Origin of the sequence: Rhizobium anhuiense (genome assembly GCF_003985145.1) — a bacterium.
GTDB classification, from domain to species: Bacteria; Pseudomonadota; Alphaproteobacteria; order Rhizobiales; family Rhizobiaceae; genus Rhizobium; species Rhizobium anhuiense.
In genome coordinates, this window is record NZ_ML133521.1 from 1,041,651 (window position 1) to 1,056,794 (window position 15,144).

A 15,144-nucleotide genomic window follows, 5' to 3' on the forward strand; every position below is an offset into this window, starting at 1 on the left:
ATGGCCGAACAATCGCAGCCCTCGGCAAATTACCGCAGCTGGCCCGTCATATCGGCACTGACAATCGTCAGCCTGCCGCTGCTCCTGATGTATGCCTATCTCTTCCTCGACACCGTGACGGTAAGGCAGCCGGATGCCTTGCTGCCCTCCGGCTTGACGCTCGAGCACTGGCGTTTCCTGTGGCAGACGACGGCGGGCAAGGCGAACATCTGGCAAGTGACGGTGAATACGCTGCTCTTTGCAGCCTGCACCACCAGCGTCGTGCTCATCGTCTCGTCGATGGCGGGCTATGTGCTATCGCGGCTGAACGTCCCGGCGCGCGGCTTCTTCCTTGCCGGCGTCATGGTGCTGCATGCCTTCCCCTCGGTGACGCTGATCATCGCCATCTTCATCGTGCTGCAGATGATCGGCCTCTACAATTCGCTGATCGGCGTCATCCTGGTAAAGGCGGCGATCGACCTGCCGCTCGGCATCTGGCTGATGAAAGGCTTCTACGACACCGTGCCGTGGGAAATCGAAATGGCCGGCGTCGTCGACGGCGCCTCGCGTTTCCGCGTCTGGCGCAGCCTTGTGCTGCCGCAAGTCAAGCCCGGCATCATGGCGCTCGGCTTGTTCTCCTTCCTCTCCGGTTGGGGTGAATTTATCCTGCCGCAGGTGCTGGCGCCTGGCAATCAGGTGCAGGTGCTGTCGGTCTATCTCGCCGGCTTCCTCGTCGACGACAATAATTATGATTTCAACATGTTCAAAGCGGTCGGCATCTTCTACTTCCTCCCGGTTCTGATCGCCTATGCACTCTTCAACAAATATCTCATGAACATCTACGGCGGCGGGAGCAAAGGCTGATGCGCATCCTCCTCGACAATTTTTCGAAGAGCTTCGGCTCCACCAAGGTCATCGAGAACATGCGGCTCGAAGTCGGCGACGGCGAGATGCTGGCGCTGCTCGGGCCTTCCGGCTGCGGCAAATCGACGACGCTTTTTGCGGTCTGTGGCATTCACCGGCCGACCGGCGGACGCATCCTCTTCGGTGACCGCGACGTCACCGATCTGCCGAGCCAGGCCCGCAATGTCGGCGTCGTCTTCCAATCCTATGCGCTCTACCCGCACATGACGGTTGCAGAAAACATCGGCTTTCCCCTGAAGGTGAAGGGCGTGTCCGCCGCCGAAATCCGAAAGGAGGTCGACCAGATCGCAGCCCTCGTGCAGATCGGCAACCTGATGGGGCGCCGGCCGGCCCAGCTTTCCGGCGGCCAGCAGCAGCGCGTGGCGCTCGCCCGCGCGCTGATCCGCAAACCCGACGTGCTGCTGCTCGACGAACCGCTCGCCAATCTCGACGCCAAGCTGCGCCTCGAAATGCGCTCGGAAATCCGCCGCCTGCAGCGCGAGACCGGCATCACCGCCATTCTCGTCACCCATGACCAGGTGGAGGCGATGAGCATGTGCGACCGCATCGCCATCATGAAGGAAGGCGAGATCGTTCAGATCGCCACGCCGGCCCAAATGTACAACGATCCGAAGACAGCCTTCGTCGCCGGCTTTCTCGGCAACCCGCCGATCACCTTCCTGCGCGGCGTCGTCGACAAGGGCGCCTTCACGATCCCGGAAAGCGAGATCCGCGTGCCGCTGCCCGATACCATCGGCGCTGCCGAGGGCACGAAGCTGATGCTCGGCGTCCGGCCAGAGCATTTCACGCCGGCGGGCGACATCCCCGTGCCCGGCAAGATCACCTTCGCCGAAACGCAAGGCCGCGAGAACCTCTACGATGTGGCTCTTGCCGGCGGACCGCTGCTGCGCTCCATCCAGCCGGTACGCAGCGATATCCATGTCGGCGACGACGTCCGCTGGGCGATCGACAGCCGCGGCATATTCGTCTTCGATGAACATGGCAGGAGGCTCTGATGCCCCGCGATTTTTCGAGATTTTTCGAGCGTTACGGCTGGCCAGCGGCCAAGGGCCGGCTTCCCTTTTGCATCGGCCATCGTGGCGCCAGCGGCCATGAACCCGAGAACACGCTTGCCGCCTTTCGCCGCGCCGCCGAACTCGGCGCTGAGATGTGGGAGCTCGACACGCAGCTGACCAGCGACGGCGTGGTCGTCGTCTCGCATGACGATCATCTCGAGCGCGTCTTCGGCATCGACCGCCGCATTTCCGAAATGACGGCAGCGGAGCTTGCCGGACTCGATGGTGTCGACGTGCCGAGTTTTTCGGAGGTCGCCGCTCTCGGCCGCGAGACCGGGACCGGTCTCTATGTCGAGCTGAAAGCGCCTGGGACCGGCATGCGCTGCTGGCGGCATCTTGCCGAGATGAACCAGCGTTTCGCCTGTCTCGGCTCCTTCGACACGGCGCAGGTGCGCGAACTCCGTGACGCGGCCTGCGATTTTCCGCTCTCGGTGCTGATCCGCGTCGGCCACGATCCGCATGTGCTCGGCGACGAGGCCGGCGCCGATATCCTGCATCTGTGCTGGGAGAGGGCAGGCGAGCGTCCGCAGGATCTGGTCACCGAGGCGCTGATGCGCCGCGCCTTCGAGGCGGGCCGCGAGATCGTGCTCTGGCACGAGGAGCGACCGGCCATTCTCGACGACATCATGAAGCTTCCCGTTCTCGGCATCTGCACGGATCTGCCCGATCTGATGCGGTCGCCTGCGGTTAAGGAAAAAGCAGTTGGCAGACAGGGATAAGGGACCGCGCAAGGTAACCTCCTTCGATGTGGCGCGTGTGGCCGGCGTCTCGCGCGCCGCCGTGTCGCGCGCCTTCACGCCGGATGCCAGCGTCTCGCCGAAGACGCGCGAGAAAGTCTACCAGGCCGCCAAGGAACTCGGCTACCGGGTGAACTATCTTGCTCGAAGCCTGACCAACAAACGCTCCGATCTCGTCGGCGTTGTCGCTGCCGGCCTCGACAACCCGTTCCGCACGCTACAGATCGAGAATCTCGCAAGAGTGCTGCTCGCCCGCAATTTCCGTCCCATCCTGCTGCCGACCTCGCCGGAGGCCGATACTTCGACGGTCATCGGTCAGCTGCTGCATTACGCCGTGTCAGGCGTCATCGTCACCTCGGACGCACCGCCGACCGAGATCTGCGAGCAGTGCGCGGCCGAAGGCGTGCCGATCGTGCTGATCAACAAGGGCAATGACATCCCCTTCGTCGACCGCATCATTTCCGACGACCGGATGGCCGGCCATCTCGCCGCCACCCAGCTGATCGACAGCGGCGTGCGAAAGCCCGCCGTGATGGCCGCACCTGCCGTATCCTATACGGCGCGACGGCGCAGCGAGGCCTTCATCGCGCGTTGCAGGCAGCTCGGCGTCGAGGCGCAATTCCTGCAGGTAAGGATCAACAACTACCGGAGCGGTTATGATGCGGCAGCCGAACTTGCCGCATCGGGCATCGACGGACTGTTCTGCGCCAACGACTACATGGCCTGCGGCGTGATCGACCGCGTCATGCAGGGCCGCGGCCGCGATGACGCGCCGCCGCTCCGCATCATCGGCCATGACGACATTCCGCAAGCGAGCTGGACCGCTTACGATCTCACGACCATCCGCCAGCCCTGCGACGTCCAGGCTGAAAAGACGGTCGACCTGCTGATGAGCCGGATGGCCGAGCCGGACCTGACGGCGCGTGTCGAATTCACGCCGGTGACATTGATCAGAAGAAGGACTGCCTGATGAATTCCGCATTCGATGCCGCCGCCATCCGCGCTCGGGCGGAGGTCGCCATGTCAGTTGCCCTCGAGGTCGGACGGGAAGCGGCCCGGTTTCGGCGCGACTCTGACCCCGGCATTCTCGCCGTCGAGAACAAGGGATTGCAGGATTTCGTCACCATCGCCGACAGAAAGGCCGAGCAGGCAATCCGCGACGGGCTGTTGTCGCGCTTTCCGGACGATACTTTCATGGGCGAAGAGAGCGGCGGACGATCGGGCGAGGGCGGCACCTGGGTCGTCGATCCGATCGACGGCACCACCAATTATATCAGGGGTTTCCGGCACTGGGGCGTATCGATCGCCTTCGTCGTCTCGGGAAAGGTTGAGATCGGCGTGGTCTATGACGCCGCCGCCGACAAGGTCGTTCACGCCGTGCGCGGCGGCGGCGCCTTCAAGGACGGGCTTCCGGTGCACGCGGCTGCGACCGTCGATCCGGCCGATGCGCTCGTCATTCTCGGTCATTCCCGCAAGACGAGCTTTGAAGACCATCTCGCGCTTTCGCGGCGGCTCCACGAACGCGGCATGGATTATCGCCGCATGGGCGCGGCCGCGATCGACCTCGTCCGCGTCGCCGAGGGCGCTGCCGATCTCTATTACGAACGCCACCTCAATGCCTGGGACATGCTCGCCGGCGCGCTGATCGCCGAAGAGGCCGGCGCTGTGGTGGCGATGCCGCCGGTCGACAGGCTGCTTGCGCAAGGCGGGCCTGTCATAGCCCACGCGCCGGGGCTTGCCGGCGAATTCGCCTTCATCCTCGACATTGAAGGGCTATAAATAGACCATTCCCAAAGAGGCGACCCGCCCGATTTGGCGTAACTGCGACGTTGACCCGAAAGCTGCGGAAACGCCGGTTACGAAACAACGCGATTGCGGCCGCTCTTTTTCGCCGCATAGAGATTCTGATCGGCGATCGCCAGGATCTCGTTCGGAGAAGTGGCAGACAGGGTGCCGGCGACACCGATGCTGATCGTAATGTGCAACCCGTTGCAGATCTCGGACCAGGCCCACTGTTCAACGGCCAAACGCAGCCGCTCGCAGACATCGGCGGCGCCCCGGGGAGCGCCGGCGAGCAGGACGACGAATTCCTCGCCGCCAAAGCGAATTGCCTGATCGGTAATGCGCAGTTGGCCGCGCAATATGGTGCCAATGGCACTGAGGACCTGGTCGCCGATCATGTGAGAGAAGTTGTCGTTGACCGACTTGAAGTGATCGACATCCAGCATAGCGATGGAATATGGGCGCTTCTCGGACGTCAGCTCTTTGAAACGGCTGTCGAGATATTTGCGGTTATAGAGGCCGGTCAGCGGGTCCACATAGACGGCACTGGCAAGGATATCGGTTTGCTCCTGCAGCTTCTGATAGGAGGCCTCCAGCGTTTCTGCGCGCTTCGTCTCCGTTTCGGCAACTTCCTTGAACCGCTTGGTTTCATAGTAGATTTCGGCAAGGCGGGCGCGCTGCTGGGTTCTCTCGGCGCTATTGCGCAAATAGGCTTGGTGATATTTTTTATGGGCCGCCAGCGCCGGATCGAACTGTCCCAGCCCCTCATAGGCTTGCGACAGATGAAGATAGATCTGGATATAGGAATCGAAACTGCCGCCATCGTCTATCAGCTCCACCGCCTCGAGCAGCGGCGCTAGAGCTTCCGCGAATTTGCCGGAATTGTTGTAGATCTGGCCCAAGGTGTAGAGATATTGCTGCCTGTCCCTGACATAGCTGTTCTCCTGCAACAGCCGGTAGCGGACCATGCACTGGAGCGCCTTGTCATGCTCGCCCAGGTGGCTGTGGAACTCGGCTTTGTTGCCGAGACAGATGCGGGCAGCCCAGCGATCGCCAGTCTCGGTTGCGATGTCGAGCGCCTGTTCGGTCAGTTCCAGCGCTCTCACCAGCATCTGGTGGCCTTGCTCCGGCTGATCGAGCGCCTGCGCGATATATCCGGCTTCCGAATGAGCGCCGCCGAGATTGATGAGCCACCAGCATTCATAGGTCTTGTCGCCGATCGATCTGGCGAGTTCGACAGACCTCTCGCTCATCAGGATGGCCCGGTCGGGCTGCTTGTTGTACCAGAAGATAATTCCAATGACGTTGGTGGCCAGGCTTTGCGCTTTCGGGTCTGCTGTCTTGTCGGCCAGATCCAACGCGTGCGTGGCTTCTTCGATCGCTTCCTCCGGCAGGCCCAATTCCAGCAGCAGCCATCCGAAATAGGCCCGGGCATAGGCTTCCTGTCTGGGCTCCCCGTTCGTTTTCCAGAAGTCTACCGCCCGGCGGACATGCGTCAGGCCAAGTTCGGCCTTGCCGATCTGAAAACAGTACCAGCCAATGTCGGTGTCGCATTGAGCAGCGAGCCGATCGTCGCCCCGCGCCGTGGCATCCGCAAGGATCTGGCCGGCCAGTGTGAGTGCCTCGACGGAGCGGCCTGTGCACCCAAGATGCCACGCTTCCTGCAAGCTGGAATTTGCTTGTTGCGCAATTGCTTTAGTATCAACAACTTGCATATCGAACACCAACATTTGTCTGCTGGATATGGATAGCATCAGAAGTTTAAAATGATGCAAATTACGCAAAACATGCGACAGGCCGAGAAATAGAGTCCCGACAGCGGCTCACACCTTTCGAAATGATACTCCGATGCTTGTTGTTAGACTGCCATGCGGCGGCGCCAGGCGCGTTCGGTCGCCGGTGCCTCGTCGGTCGTGATCTGATCCGGCTTCAGGGCCATCAGCGCCGAGAAATTCAACCGTTCCGCTTCGCTGAAACCAGCCTCCGGATCCTTCAGGGTGAAGGTCCAGGCATCGACGCGTTTGCCTTGGTCCTGGCAGAGCGCGATCATGTCGAGACCGTCCCTGGCGGCGTCCAGGATCAGTGACCACTGCAAATAAATCGTGTCCGGTTCGGTCGGGCCGCGCAGGTCGGCGCGCAATTCCGCCTCGACAGCCTTCCAGCCGCGAGCCTTGCTGATATCGTAGAGCTTGTCGGTGGGATCGATGCCACGCAGCAGATGCGGAAGCTTCTCCTTGACCGCGACGATGAGATCGAGACTGCCGCCGCTAACGATCACCGAGGCGGCGATATCGCGGAAATGCGCGGCAAGATGCTCAATGCCCCTGGCGCCGATCGCCTCGTAGTCGTCCTTCATGTCGAATTGCAGCAGCGCGGCCGGATGGGCCGATTGCAGCATGGCGGCGAGATCTTCGCTGAGGATCAGCGGCCGGTCGCCCTCCTGCATCCTGATATCGCCGAGGTCACCAAGGCTTTTTTCGGCAATCGGTCCATGCCCGGTCGTTTCACCTTCGAGGTCCTCGTCGTGCAGCACGACGAAACCGCTATCGGCGCGCACGCGCAGATCGAGCTCCATCGAAGCGCCGGCGGCAAATCCTTCCGCCATGACCTCGGCTGAGAACAGCGGATCGGCAAACCGTTTGCGCAACCTATGCCATTTCAGGCGGGTGCGGTGCCCCTCATGCGAAATCTCCAGGCCCTGCGCATCCAGCAATCTCGTCATCTGCACCAAGTCTCCACGATGCCTCTCTCCTGCCTTGGCGAGCGACGATTATCAAGGACTGAATACGGCTTTATCGGGATGCCGGAGGGTTTTTGCCGGGCCAAGCGTAAGCCGGGCGGCGGCCTTGTGGTCATCGACATGCCGTCCCGGTTCCGGGAACATCTCTCAGCGGCTATAGGCCGACGAAATCGCCTCGGAAGCGGCTGATATATCCGCGAGATGACCGGCCTGCCTGAGGGCCGCGCCATAGGCCACGACATTCGACAGCACCGTCTGGAATGTGGCGCGCGGACCTGTGTGGTTCAGCCGCACGAGACGGGCCGGCGCGGTTCCGACACCTTCGGTCAGCTCGACCCCCAGTCGTCCGGCGGCAGTGATCAGCACGGCAGGTGCCAGCGCCTCCGGCACCGGCACCGCCGTCACCAGGTTCGACGCCTTTGCTGCCGGCACCCAGACCGGAGTTCCGAGTGCCGCAAGCCCCGCCCGTGTTGCCGATGCGGCAAGCGCATGGCGGGCGACCACATTCTCCAGGCCTTCGGCTTCGATGCGGTCGAGCGACGTTTCCAGCGCGAAGAATTCCAGCGGCGCCGGCGTTCCCGGCAGGCCGAACCGGCCGCTATCGACCCAGCTCTTCATGTCCGCCAAAGACAAGATCGAATCGCGCGGTGCGCCATCTCGGAGAATGAAATCCCAGGCACGGCGGCTGACCGAGAGCGCGGAGACACCAGCCGGACCGCCGAGTGCCTTCTGCGGGCCGATCACCGCGATGTCGATGCCGAGATCGTCGACATCGAGCCCGTGGCCGCCGACCGAGGCGACCGCATCGACGACGGTGACGATGCCGTGATCACGCGCAAGCGCCAGTATCTCGGGCAGGGGATTGAGAATGCCGCTGGCGGATTCGGCATGAACCAGAGCGAGCACATCGATGCGAGAACCGGCGTCGAGTGCTTTGGCGACGGCATCGATCTCGATCGGCAGGCCTGGTTCGGCGACGATATCGGCAACCGTTGCACCGCCCCGCCGCAGCCATTGCCCGAACCAACCGCCATAGAGGCTGGTGACGATGTTGAGTGCGGTAAGGCCGGGGCGCGCAAGGCTGACCGCTGCCGCCTCCAGCGCCACCACTGCCTCTGCCTGCACAAGCAATATGTCGCCACGGCTGCGCAATAGGCGGCCGATCCTGTCGGCAAGGGCTGCGTAGCGTTCCGCGGGATAGGAGGGTACGCCATGCAGGGGATTCCAACCAAGATCGGACATGGATACTTCCTTCAGCAGGGATCGGTCGCGAGACGGGGGACGGCGGCAACGAGCGCGCGAGCGGCATCGGATTGCGGCGCGGCAACGAGCGCCGCGGCCGGACCGGTCTCGACGATCCGCCCGCCATCCATGACGGCGATGCGGTGGGAAACGGCGCGGACGACGGCAAGATCGTGTGAAATGAACAGACAGGCAATGCCCTGTTCTTTCTGCAGATCGACCAGAAGTTCCAGGATCCTGCCGCGCACGGTGACGTCGAGGGCCGATACGGCTTCGTCCAGCACCAGCAGCGAGGGCCGTGCCGCAATCGCCCGGGCGATCGCCACGCGTTGGCGCTGGCCGCCGGAGAGCGAACGGACCGGCCGACCGGCATAATCGGCAGGCAGGCCGACGCGTTCGAGCAGCATGACGATCTCGTCGCGGCGGCGGTCTTTCGCGACGACCCCGTGGATGCGAAGCGGATCGTCGAGCACGGCGCCAACGCTCGCCAGCGGATTGAAGACTGCGAGCGGGTCCTGGAACACCATCTGCATGCGCGCCCGCCGGCGGCGCAACGACGCACCGTTCAGGGCAAGCCAATCCACCCCCTCGAAGCGGATCGACCCGGCATCGGCGCTGAGAAGCCGCAGCAGGAGGCGCGACAGCGTCGATTTCCCGCTGCCGGAGGCGCCGACGAGGCCGAGCGTTTCGCCGGCTGAGATCGTCAGCGACACATTGTCGAGGGCTGCAACCTGGCGCGCGCCGGAAGAAAACCCTTTCGACAGGTTCTCGACGGAAAGCAGCGCATCGTTCATGGCTGCACCTCTGCGATCAGCGGCGGCGTCGCGAGGTCGCGATGGCTGGCAATGAGGGCGGCGGTGTAGTCGCTTTTCGGCGCCGAAAGCACGGAACGGACGGGGCCAGCCTCGACCAGCCTCGCATTGCGGAAGACGGCGATGCGGTCGACGAAACCGGAGGCAAGCGCGATGTCGTGGGTGATGAACAGCAGCGTCATGCCGTCCTCGCGCACCAGCCCGTCGAGCAGACGGACGATCTCGGCCTGGACGACCACGTCGAGCGCGCTGGTCGCCTCGTCGGCGATCAGCAGCGCAGGCCTCGCAGCAATGGCCGCGGCGATCGCCACGCGCTGGCGCTGGCCACCGGAAAGCTGATGCGGAAAGGCCCGCATGGTCCTGTCAGGCTGCGGTATCCGCACCCGTCCGAGCAATTCCTCGGCCCTGACATAGGCTTGTTTCCAGCTGAGACCGAGATGGCGCCTGGCGCCCTCGGCGACCTGTTCGCCAATCGTCAGGACGGGATTGAGGCTGGAACCGGGATCCTGGAAGACGAAGCCGAAATCGCGCCCCGGGCGAGGCGGATGGCCGAGTCCGGGCCACAGCATCTCGCCACCGACCCTTGTGCCCTCCGGCAGCAGGCCGGTAAGGGCGCGGGCGAGCGTGCTCTTGCCGGAGCCGCTTTCGCCGATGATCGCCAGCCTTTCACCGGCTGTGATATCGAGATCGATACCGTCGAGCGCGGCTACGCCGTTCCTCCTGCGCTCATAGGTGACCGAAAGCTGTCTGAGGCTGCAGAAAATGCTGCTCATGGCGCGCTCCCGCCGTCATGACCAAGCGCCTTGCCGAGACCCTCGCTGAAGAGATGGACGCCGAGCACGGTCACGGCAAGGGCAGCGCCCGGTATCACCGAGAGATAGGATGCCGAACGCAGTACGCTGCGGCCCTCGGCAATCATCGAACCCCAGGTGGCGATATTGGGATTGCCGAGGCCAAGGAAGGACAGCGCGGCCTCGGTGAGAACAGCACCGGCGACGTTGGTGGCGGAAAGCGCCAGTACCGGCGGCAGCGCGTTCGGCAGGATTTCCCGAAAGGCGATCTCGGCCGGATGCATGCCGATCACCCTTGCCGAGGCGACATAATCCTGCTCGCGGATCGCAAGCACCTGCGCTCGCGTCAGCCGTGCCGGATCGGCCCAGGTCCCGAGTGCGATGGCAAGGACGACAATGGGCGTCGACACCCCGATGGTGCTGACGAAGGCAAGGGCGAGCAGGAAAGCCGGCACGATCTGGAAGGCGTCGACCACCCGCATCAGCGCCTCGTCAATAAGCCCGCCGGCAAAACCGGCCGCCATGCCGACGCAGAGCCCCAGCACCATGGCTGAAAACGCCGCCGCCAGACCGACGGCAAGCGACGTTCTGGCGCCGTAGAGCAGTCCCGCCAGGACGTCGCGGCCGAGACGGTCGGTGCCGAGCGGAAAAGCCGGATCGGTGAACGGCGCCAGCAGCGCGCGGCCGGCGATCCTCAGCGGATCGCCCGGCGAAACGACGGGAGCGAGCAGCCCGGCCGAAAGCAGGATGAGAAGGATCGCAAGTCCGGCCGCACCTTCCGGCGTGCGCAGCAGGCGCCGCAGCCAGTTCATACGCCGCCCTCCGATGCGCCGATGCGCGGGTCGAGCGCGGCATAGACGAGATCGACGAGGACATTGACCGATATGACGAGGACGGCACTGGTGACAACGATGCCCATCAACAGCGGCGCGTCGCGACCGTTGACCGCCTCCTGCGCCAGCCGGCCGAAACCGGGGATCGCAAAGACACTCTCGATCACCACGCTGCCGCCGAGCATGGCCGCCGATTGCAGCCCGAGCATGGTGACGAGCGGCAGCAGCGCATTGCGCGCCACGTGACGCAGCACGATACGGCTGCGCGACAGGCCCTTGGCGCGGGCGAAGAGCACGAAATCGAGCTTCCAGGCCTCGGCCATACCGCTGCGCATCACCCGCAGGAACAAGGCGAGATAGATCAGCGCGAGCGCGCCCACCGGCAGAACCAAATGATCAGCAATGTCGAGCGCGCGGGCAAATCCCGTCTTGCCGGAAGCGATTGTTTCCACGCCGGCGATCGGAAACCAACGCAGCTTCACCGAGAAAACGATACTGAGAACCAGGCCGAGCCAGAAACTCGGAATGGCATAGACGATCAGTGAGCCGATCGACAGCATCCGATCTCGCACGCTACCCGGCCGCGCCCCGGCAAGGATGCCGAGCGCCGAACCGACGCCGAAGGAAAGTGCCGTCGCGCTGCCCATCAGCAGCAGCGTATTGGGCAGGCGTTCTGTGATGAGCGCCCCGACCGGCCGGTTGAAGGCGACCGACCAGCCGAGATCGAGCCGCGCCAGCGAGGAAAGATAGAGCCAGAGGCGCGCAAACATCGACTGGTCGAGGCCGTAGCTCTCGCGCAGCGACTGCCTGAGTGCCGCATCGCCGCCGCCGATCGAGCCGAGATAGGCGTCGACGGCATCGCCCGAGGCGGATTCGAGCAGGAAAAAGGTGAAGATCACCACGATCAGCAGCACCGGAATGCTGCTGATTGCCCTGCGCCTCAGGAGGATGATGGCTCGTTTCACGCCGGACAGGGCCTCTGGAAGAGAATTGCTGCCGATCCTATCACGATTGCAGCGCGGTATCGCCCCAGTTCGAGACCGCCCAGCGCGGATTGTCCGCAACATTGAGCACGGTGTCGCGCGCGACGGTGATGAACCCCCATTCCACCACGTTGATCAGCGGCAGATCGGCGACGACGAGCTGCTGAAACTTGCGGTAGAGATCCGTGCGCGCCGCCGTGTCGACCGTCTCGGAGGCCTGTTTGATGACCTTGTCGAGCTCCGGATTGACGTAGCCGCCCTGGTTGGAGAAGGGCACGCCGGCTGGCGTCCCGGACTGAACGAGAATCGTGGTGGAGATCGCCGGATCGCCGCGGAAGACCGGCGGGCCGACGGCAAGGTCGAAGTCGTGGTCGGTATAAACAGCCTTCTGGTGCGCGGCCGCATCGGCATTAACGATCTCGGCATCGATGCCGATGACGGCGAGCGCTTGGCGAAGGTAATCGCCGAACTGGCGGGTCTCGTTGAAATAGGGTGCGGGGCGCAGCTTCAGCGAGAAACGGTTACCATCAGGCCCTTGTTTGTAACCGGCCTTGTCGAGAATATCGTTGGCGGCGGAGGGGTCGAACGCATAGGTCGCGACATCGGATGTATAGAATTCCGGCGCATTCTTCGGCACCGGGCCGGTCGCAGCGGCGGCGTAACCGAGGAAGATGGTGTCGACCACGAATTTCTTGTCGATCGCCTGGGCGATCGCCTGACGGACCCGGAGATCGGCCAGTTCCTTGCGGCGGTGATTGATCTCGACGACGAGCTGGTAGGTCAAAGCCTCGTAGCCTTTGGAGATCACCTTGATGCCCTCGACCTTGGAGATGCGGTCGAGATCGGCAAGCGGCACCGCCGAAAAGGCGGCAAGCTGGATTTCGTCAGCCTCGAGTGCTGCACCCGCAGCCTCGCGATCGGGCAGCACGCGGAAGATGATCTCGTCGAGTTTCGGCTGCTCCTTGTCCCAGTAACTCTCATTGCGCACCAGCCGGTAATATTCGCCGGATTTGTGTTCGGCGAACTTGAACGGCCCGGTACCGACAAGCGTGGTGTTAGCCGGATTGGTGGCAATATCGGTACCGTCGAAGATGTGTTTGGCGACGACGCTGGTGACGACAGGCAGGGCGTTACGGATCAGCTGGAACGGCGTCGGCTTGGAGAAGCGGAAGATGGCGGTGTAGTCATCGGGCGTATCGACGGCTTCGAGATTGGCAAAGACCAGACGGCCGAGATTCTGCAGCGGCTTCCAGATGTTGAGCGCCGAGAAGGCGACATCGACCGAGGTGAACGGCTTGCCGTCGTGCCAGGTCACGCCGTCGCGCAGCTTGAAGGTGACGGAGAGGCCGTCGGCCGACCCCTCCCAGGCGGTGGCGAGACGCGGCGCAAGCCCGTCCTTGCCGTCGAACGAGGCTTCGGCAAGCGGCTCGATCACCTTGCTCGCAACGAAGAAGACGCCGTTGGAGGCGACGATCGCCGGATTGAGGTTCTTCGGTTCGGAATCGGCCGCAACGATCAGCCGGCCACCGGCAGGCGCCGCCTGCGCCAGCGCCTGGCGAGCGAGCGCCGTCGAAGCGAGGAGCAGGGCGGTGCCCTTCATCAGTGTGCGCCGCGAGATAGATGGTACGGTCATGACCCCTCCTGATCGATCGAATTTCAAGCGCCCATATTCAGGGTGAAACGCCGATTGTCATAGAGGTTAAATTCTAAACCTCGGACACCGCGAGACATTTTTTGTCACCCAGAGCGCCGCGCGTCCAACAGGACGCGCTAAGGACGCTCTATCACTTTGATTGGCGCATCATCCTCCCCGAAAATCGGATCCGATTTTCGGGGAGGATGATGCGCCGGTCATTATTCACTCAGCCACTGGCGGCGACGCGGGTGGGCTCGCCGAAGAGATTGCGATAGGCAGCCCCGGGATGCGGCGCAACGAGCCGCGGCCCCGCTCCCCCGAGTTTTTCCCGCAGCGTTCCCTTGGCATAGTCGGTCTTGTAGACGCCGCGCTTTTGCAGTTCCGGCACCAGCAGATCGACGGCATCCTCGAAACTTTCGGGTGTCACGGCATAGGCGAGGTTGAAGCCGTCGACATCGGTGTCCTCGACCCATTCCTGCATCAGATCGGCAACCGTCTGCGGCGAGCCGACGAAGACCGGGCCGAAACCGCCGACGCCGACCCAGTCGGCCATTTCGCGCACCGTCCATTCCTTGGTGGGATCGATGGTGGTGAAGGTTTCGACAGCCGATTGCACCGCATTGGTATGGCGGTGCCGCAGCACCTCGTCCGGCCCGAACTGGCCGAAATCGATGCCGGTCCAGCCGGAGATCAGCGTCAGCGCGCCTTCGAAGGAGGCGTATTTGCGGTATTCGTTGAATTTCCGCTGTGCCTCCGCATCCGTTTCACCCAGGATCACGGTCTGCAGATTGAAAGCAAGGATTTCGCGCGGGTTGCGGCCGACGCGTTCGGCCGCCTCGCGGACATTGGCGACGTAACGCTTCAGCACGGCTTTCGACGGGGAGGCGACGAAGATGCATTCGGCATGGGCGCCGGCGAAATCCTTGCCGCGGCTGGAGGCGCCGGCCTGGTAGAGCACCGGCGTGCGCTGCGGCGAGGGTTCGCTCAGGTGAATGCCGGGCACGTTGAAATGCCTGCCGGAATGGCGGATCGGATGGACCTTTTCCGGATGGGTGAAGATGCCGGTTTCGCGGTCGCGCACGACGGCGCCATCCTCCCAGCTTCCCTCCCAGAGCTTGTAGCAGACTTCCAGATATTCCTCGGCGAGATCGTAGCGGTCATCGTGCTTCGTCTGCGCCGGCTGGCCGATATTGAGCGCGCCGCTGTTGAGGTAGGAGGTGACGATATTCCAGCCGACGCGCCCCTTGGTCAGATGGTCGAGCGTCGAGATGCGGCGGGCGAAGGTGTAGGGGTGCTCGAAGGAGAGCGACGCCGTCAGGCCGAAGCCGAGATGTTCGGTCTCGTAGGACATGGTGGGGATCAGCTGTAGCGGGTCGTTGACCGGCACCTGCGCCGAATGGCGAAGGGCGGCATCGACATTGCCGTTCAGCACATCATAGACTCCGAGCACGTCGGCGATGAACAGCCCGTCGAACTTGCCGCGTTCCAGCGTCTTGGCCAGATGCACCCAGTAGTCGAGATCCTTGTAGGTCCAGGACTTGTCGCGCGGATGGCGCCAGAGCCCCGGCGACTGGTGTCCGACGCAATTCATGTCGAAGGCGTTGAGCCTGATTTCGCGGGTCATGTCTTT

14 protein-coding genes are annotated in these 15,144 nt (G+C 63.4%); 5 read left to right on the top strand and 9 right to left on the bottom strand.

Features of this window, described 5'->3' with window-relative positions; genetic code table 11:
* From EEQ99_RS05030 to EEQ99_RS05050, 5 genes are read left to right on the top strand one after another with little or no spacing between them, the layout of a single operon-like run.
* Nucleotides 1–843, top strand: a complete 843-nt coding sequence (locus EEQ99_RS05030; RefSeq protein ID WP_047613097.1) for a carbohydrate ABC transporter permease — start codon at nucleotides 1–3, stop codon at nucleotides 841–843.
* Nucleotides 843–1,898 (top strand): ABC transporter ATP-binding protein, encoded by a 1,056-nt coding sequence (locus EEQ99_RS05035; RefSeq protein ID WP_047613098.1) that lies wholly within the window; start codon nucleotides 843–845, stop codon nucleotides 1,896–1,898. Before EEQ99_RS05030 ends, EEQ99_RS05035 begins: the two co-directional genes overlap by 1 nt.
* Nucleotides 1,898–2,677 (top strand): glycerophosphodiester phosphodiesterase, encoded by a 780-nt coding sequence (locus tag EEQ99_RS05040; protein ID WP_097594801.1) that lies wholly within the window; start codon nucleotides 1,898–1,900, stop codon nucleotides 2,675–2,677. The genes EEQ99_RS05035 and EEQ99_RS05040 overlap by 1 nt, the downstream gene beginning before the upstream one ends.
* Nucleotides 2,661–3,665 (top strand): LacI family DNA-binding transcriptional regulator, encoded by a 1,005-nt coding sequence (locus tag EEQ99_RS05045; RefSeq protein ID WP_047613100.1) that lies wholly within the window; start codon nucleotides 2,661–2,663, stop codon nucleotides 3,663–3,665. The genes EEQ99_RS05040 and EEQ99_RS05045 overlap by 17 nt, the downstream gene beginning before the upstream one ends.
* On the top strand, nucleotides 3,665–4,474 hold the full coding sequence (locus EEQ99_RS05050; RefSeq protein WP_127430065.1) for an inositol monophosphatase family protein: 810 nt from the start codon (nucleotides 3,665–3,667) through the stop codon (nucleotides 4,472–4,474). The genes EEQ99_RS05045 and EEQ99_RS05050 overlap by 1 nt, the downstream gene beginning before the upstream one ends.
* A 77-nt stretch (nucleotides 4,475–4,551) precedes the next feature.
* On the opposite strand, the gene EEQ99_RS05055 is transcribed toward EEQ99_RS05050, so the two are convergent.
* The 9 genes from EEQ99_RS05055 to EEQ99_RS05095 form a co-directional block, all read right to left on the bottom strand.
* Nucleotides 4,552–6,207, bottom strand: a complete 1,656-nt coding sequence (locus EEQ99_RS05055) for a sensor domain-containing diguanylate cyclase (RefSeq protein WP_127430066.1) — start codon at nucleotides 6,205–6,207, stop codon at nucleotides 4,552–4,554.
* A 128-nt stretch (nucleotides 6,208–6,335) separates the two neighbouring features.
* Nucleotides 6,336–7,199, bottom strand: a complete 864-nt coding sequence (locus EEQ99_RS05060; RefSeq protein ID WP_174824430.1) for a glycerophosphodiester phosphodiesterase — start codon at nucleotides 7,197–7,199, stop codon at nucleotides 6,336–6,338.
* Between the two features lie 165 nt (nucleotides 7,200–7,364).
* Nucleotides 7,365–8,459 (bottom strand): pyridoxal-phosphate-dependent aminotransferase family protein, encoded by a 1,095-nt coding sequence (locus EEQ99_RS05065; RefSeq protein WP_063476098.1) that lies wholly within the window; start codon nucleotides 8,457–8,459, stop codon nucleotides 7,365–7,367.
* Between the two features lie 11 nt (nucleotides 8,460–8,470).
* A complete protein-coding gene (locus EEQ99_RS05070) occupies nucleotides 8,471–9,253 on the bottom strand; it encodes an ABC transporter ATP-binding protein (RefSeq protein WP_063476099.1) in 783 nt (260 codons plus the stop codon).
* Nucleotides 9,250–10,044 (bottom strand): ABC transporter ATP-binding protein, encoded by a 795-nt coding sequence (locus EEQ99_RS05075; RefSeq protein WP_097594797.1) that lies wholly within the window; start codon nucleotides 10,042–10,044, stop codon nucleotides 9,250–9,252. Before EEQ99_RS05075 ends, EEQ99_RS05070 begins: the two co-directional genes overlap by 4 nt.
* Nucleotides 10,041–10,874 (bottom strand): ABC transporter permease, encoded by an 834-nt coding sequence (locus EEQ99_RS05080; protein WP_127430067.1) that lies wholly within the window; start codon nucleotides 10,872–10,874, stop codon nucleotides 10,041–10,043. The genes EEQ99_RS05075 and EEQ99_RS05080 overlap by 4 nt, the downstream gene beginning before the upstream one ends.
* Nucleotides 10,871–11,860 carry an ABC transporter permease gene (locus EEQ99_RS05085; RefSeq protein WP_097594795.1) on the bottom strand — a complete coding sequence of 330 codons (990 nt, stop codon included), beginning with the start codon at nucleotides 11,858–11,860 and terminating at the stop codon, nucleotides 10,871–10,873. The genes EEQ99_RS05080 and EEQ99_RS05085 overlap by 4 nt, the downstream gene beginning before the upstream one ends.
* Nucleotides 11,861–11,900: 40 nt before the next feature.
* Nucleotides 11,901–13,511, bottom strand: a complete 1,611-nt coding sequence (locus EEQ99_RS05090) for an ABC transporter substrate-binding protein (RefSeq protein WP_127430068.1) — start codon at nucleotides 13,509–13,511, stop codon at nucleotides 11,901–11,903.
* Nucleotides 13,512–13,740: 229 nt separating this feature from the next.
* Nucleotides 13,741–15,138, bottom strand: coding sequence for an LLM class flavin-dependent oxidoreductase (locus tag EEQ99_RS05095; protein ID WP_127430069.1), 1,398 nt, complete (start codon nucleotides 15,136–15,138; stop codon nucleotides 13,741–13,743).
* Nucleotides 15,139–15,144: the final 6 nt, after the last annotated feature.

Coding starts and splice junctions, on each gene's coding strand:
- EEQ99_RS05030 (WP_047613097.1), top strand. CDS start 1: ATGGCCGAACAATCGCAGCCCTCGGCAAATTACCGCAGCTGGCCCGTC.
- EEQ99_RS05035 (WP_047613098.1), top strand. CDS start 843: ATGCGCATCCTCCTCGACAATTTTTCGAAGAGCTTCGGCTCCACCAAG.
- EEQ99_RS05040 (WP_097594801.1), top strand. CDS start 1,898: ATGCCCCGCGATTTTTCGAGATTTTTCGAGCGTTACGGCTGGCCAGCG.
- EEQ99_RS05050 (WP_127430065.1), top strand. CDS start 3,665: ATGAATTCCGCATTCGATGCCGCCGCCATCCGCGCTCGGGCGGAGGTC.
- EEQ99_RS05055 (WP_127430066.1), bottom strand. CDS start 6,207: ATGTTGGTGTTCGATATGCAAGTTGTTGATACTAAAGCAATTGCGCAA.
- EEQ99_RS05060 (WP_174824430.1), bottom strand. CDS start 7,199: ATGACGAGATTGCTGGATGCGCAGGGCCTGGAGATTTCGCATGAGGGG.
- EEQ99_RS05065 (WP_063476098.1), bottom strand. CDS start 8,459: ATGTCCGATCTTGGTTGGAATCCCCTGCATGGCGTACCCTCCTATCCC.
- EEQ99_RS05070 (WP_063476099.1), bottom strand. CDS start 9,253: ATGAACGATGCGCTGCTTTCCGTCGAGAACCTGTCGAAAGGGTTTTCT.
- EEQ99_RS05075 (WP_097594797.1), bottom strand. CDS start 10,044: ATGAGCAGCATTTTCTGCAGCCTCAGACAGCTTTCGGTCACCTATGAG.
- EEQ99_RS05080 (WP_127430067.1), bottom strand. CDS start 10,874: ATGAACTGGCTGCGGCGCCTGCTGCGCACGCCGGAAGGTGCGGCCGGA.
- EEQ99_RS05090 (WP_127430068.1), bottom strand. CDS start 13,511: ATGACCGTACCATCTATCTCGCGGCGCACACTGATGAAGGGCACCGCC.
- EEQ99_RS05095 (WP_127430069.1), bottom strand. CDS start 15,138: ATGACCCGCGAAATCAGGCTCAACGCCTTCGACATGAATTGCGTCGGA.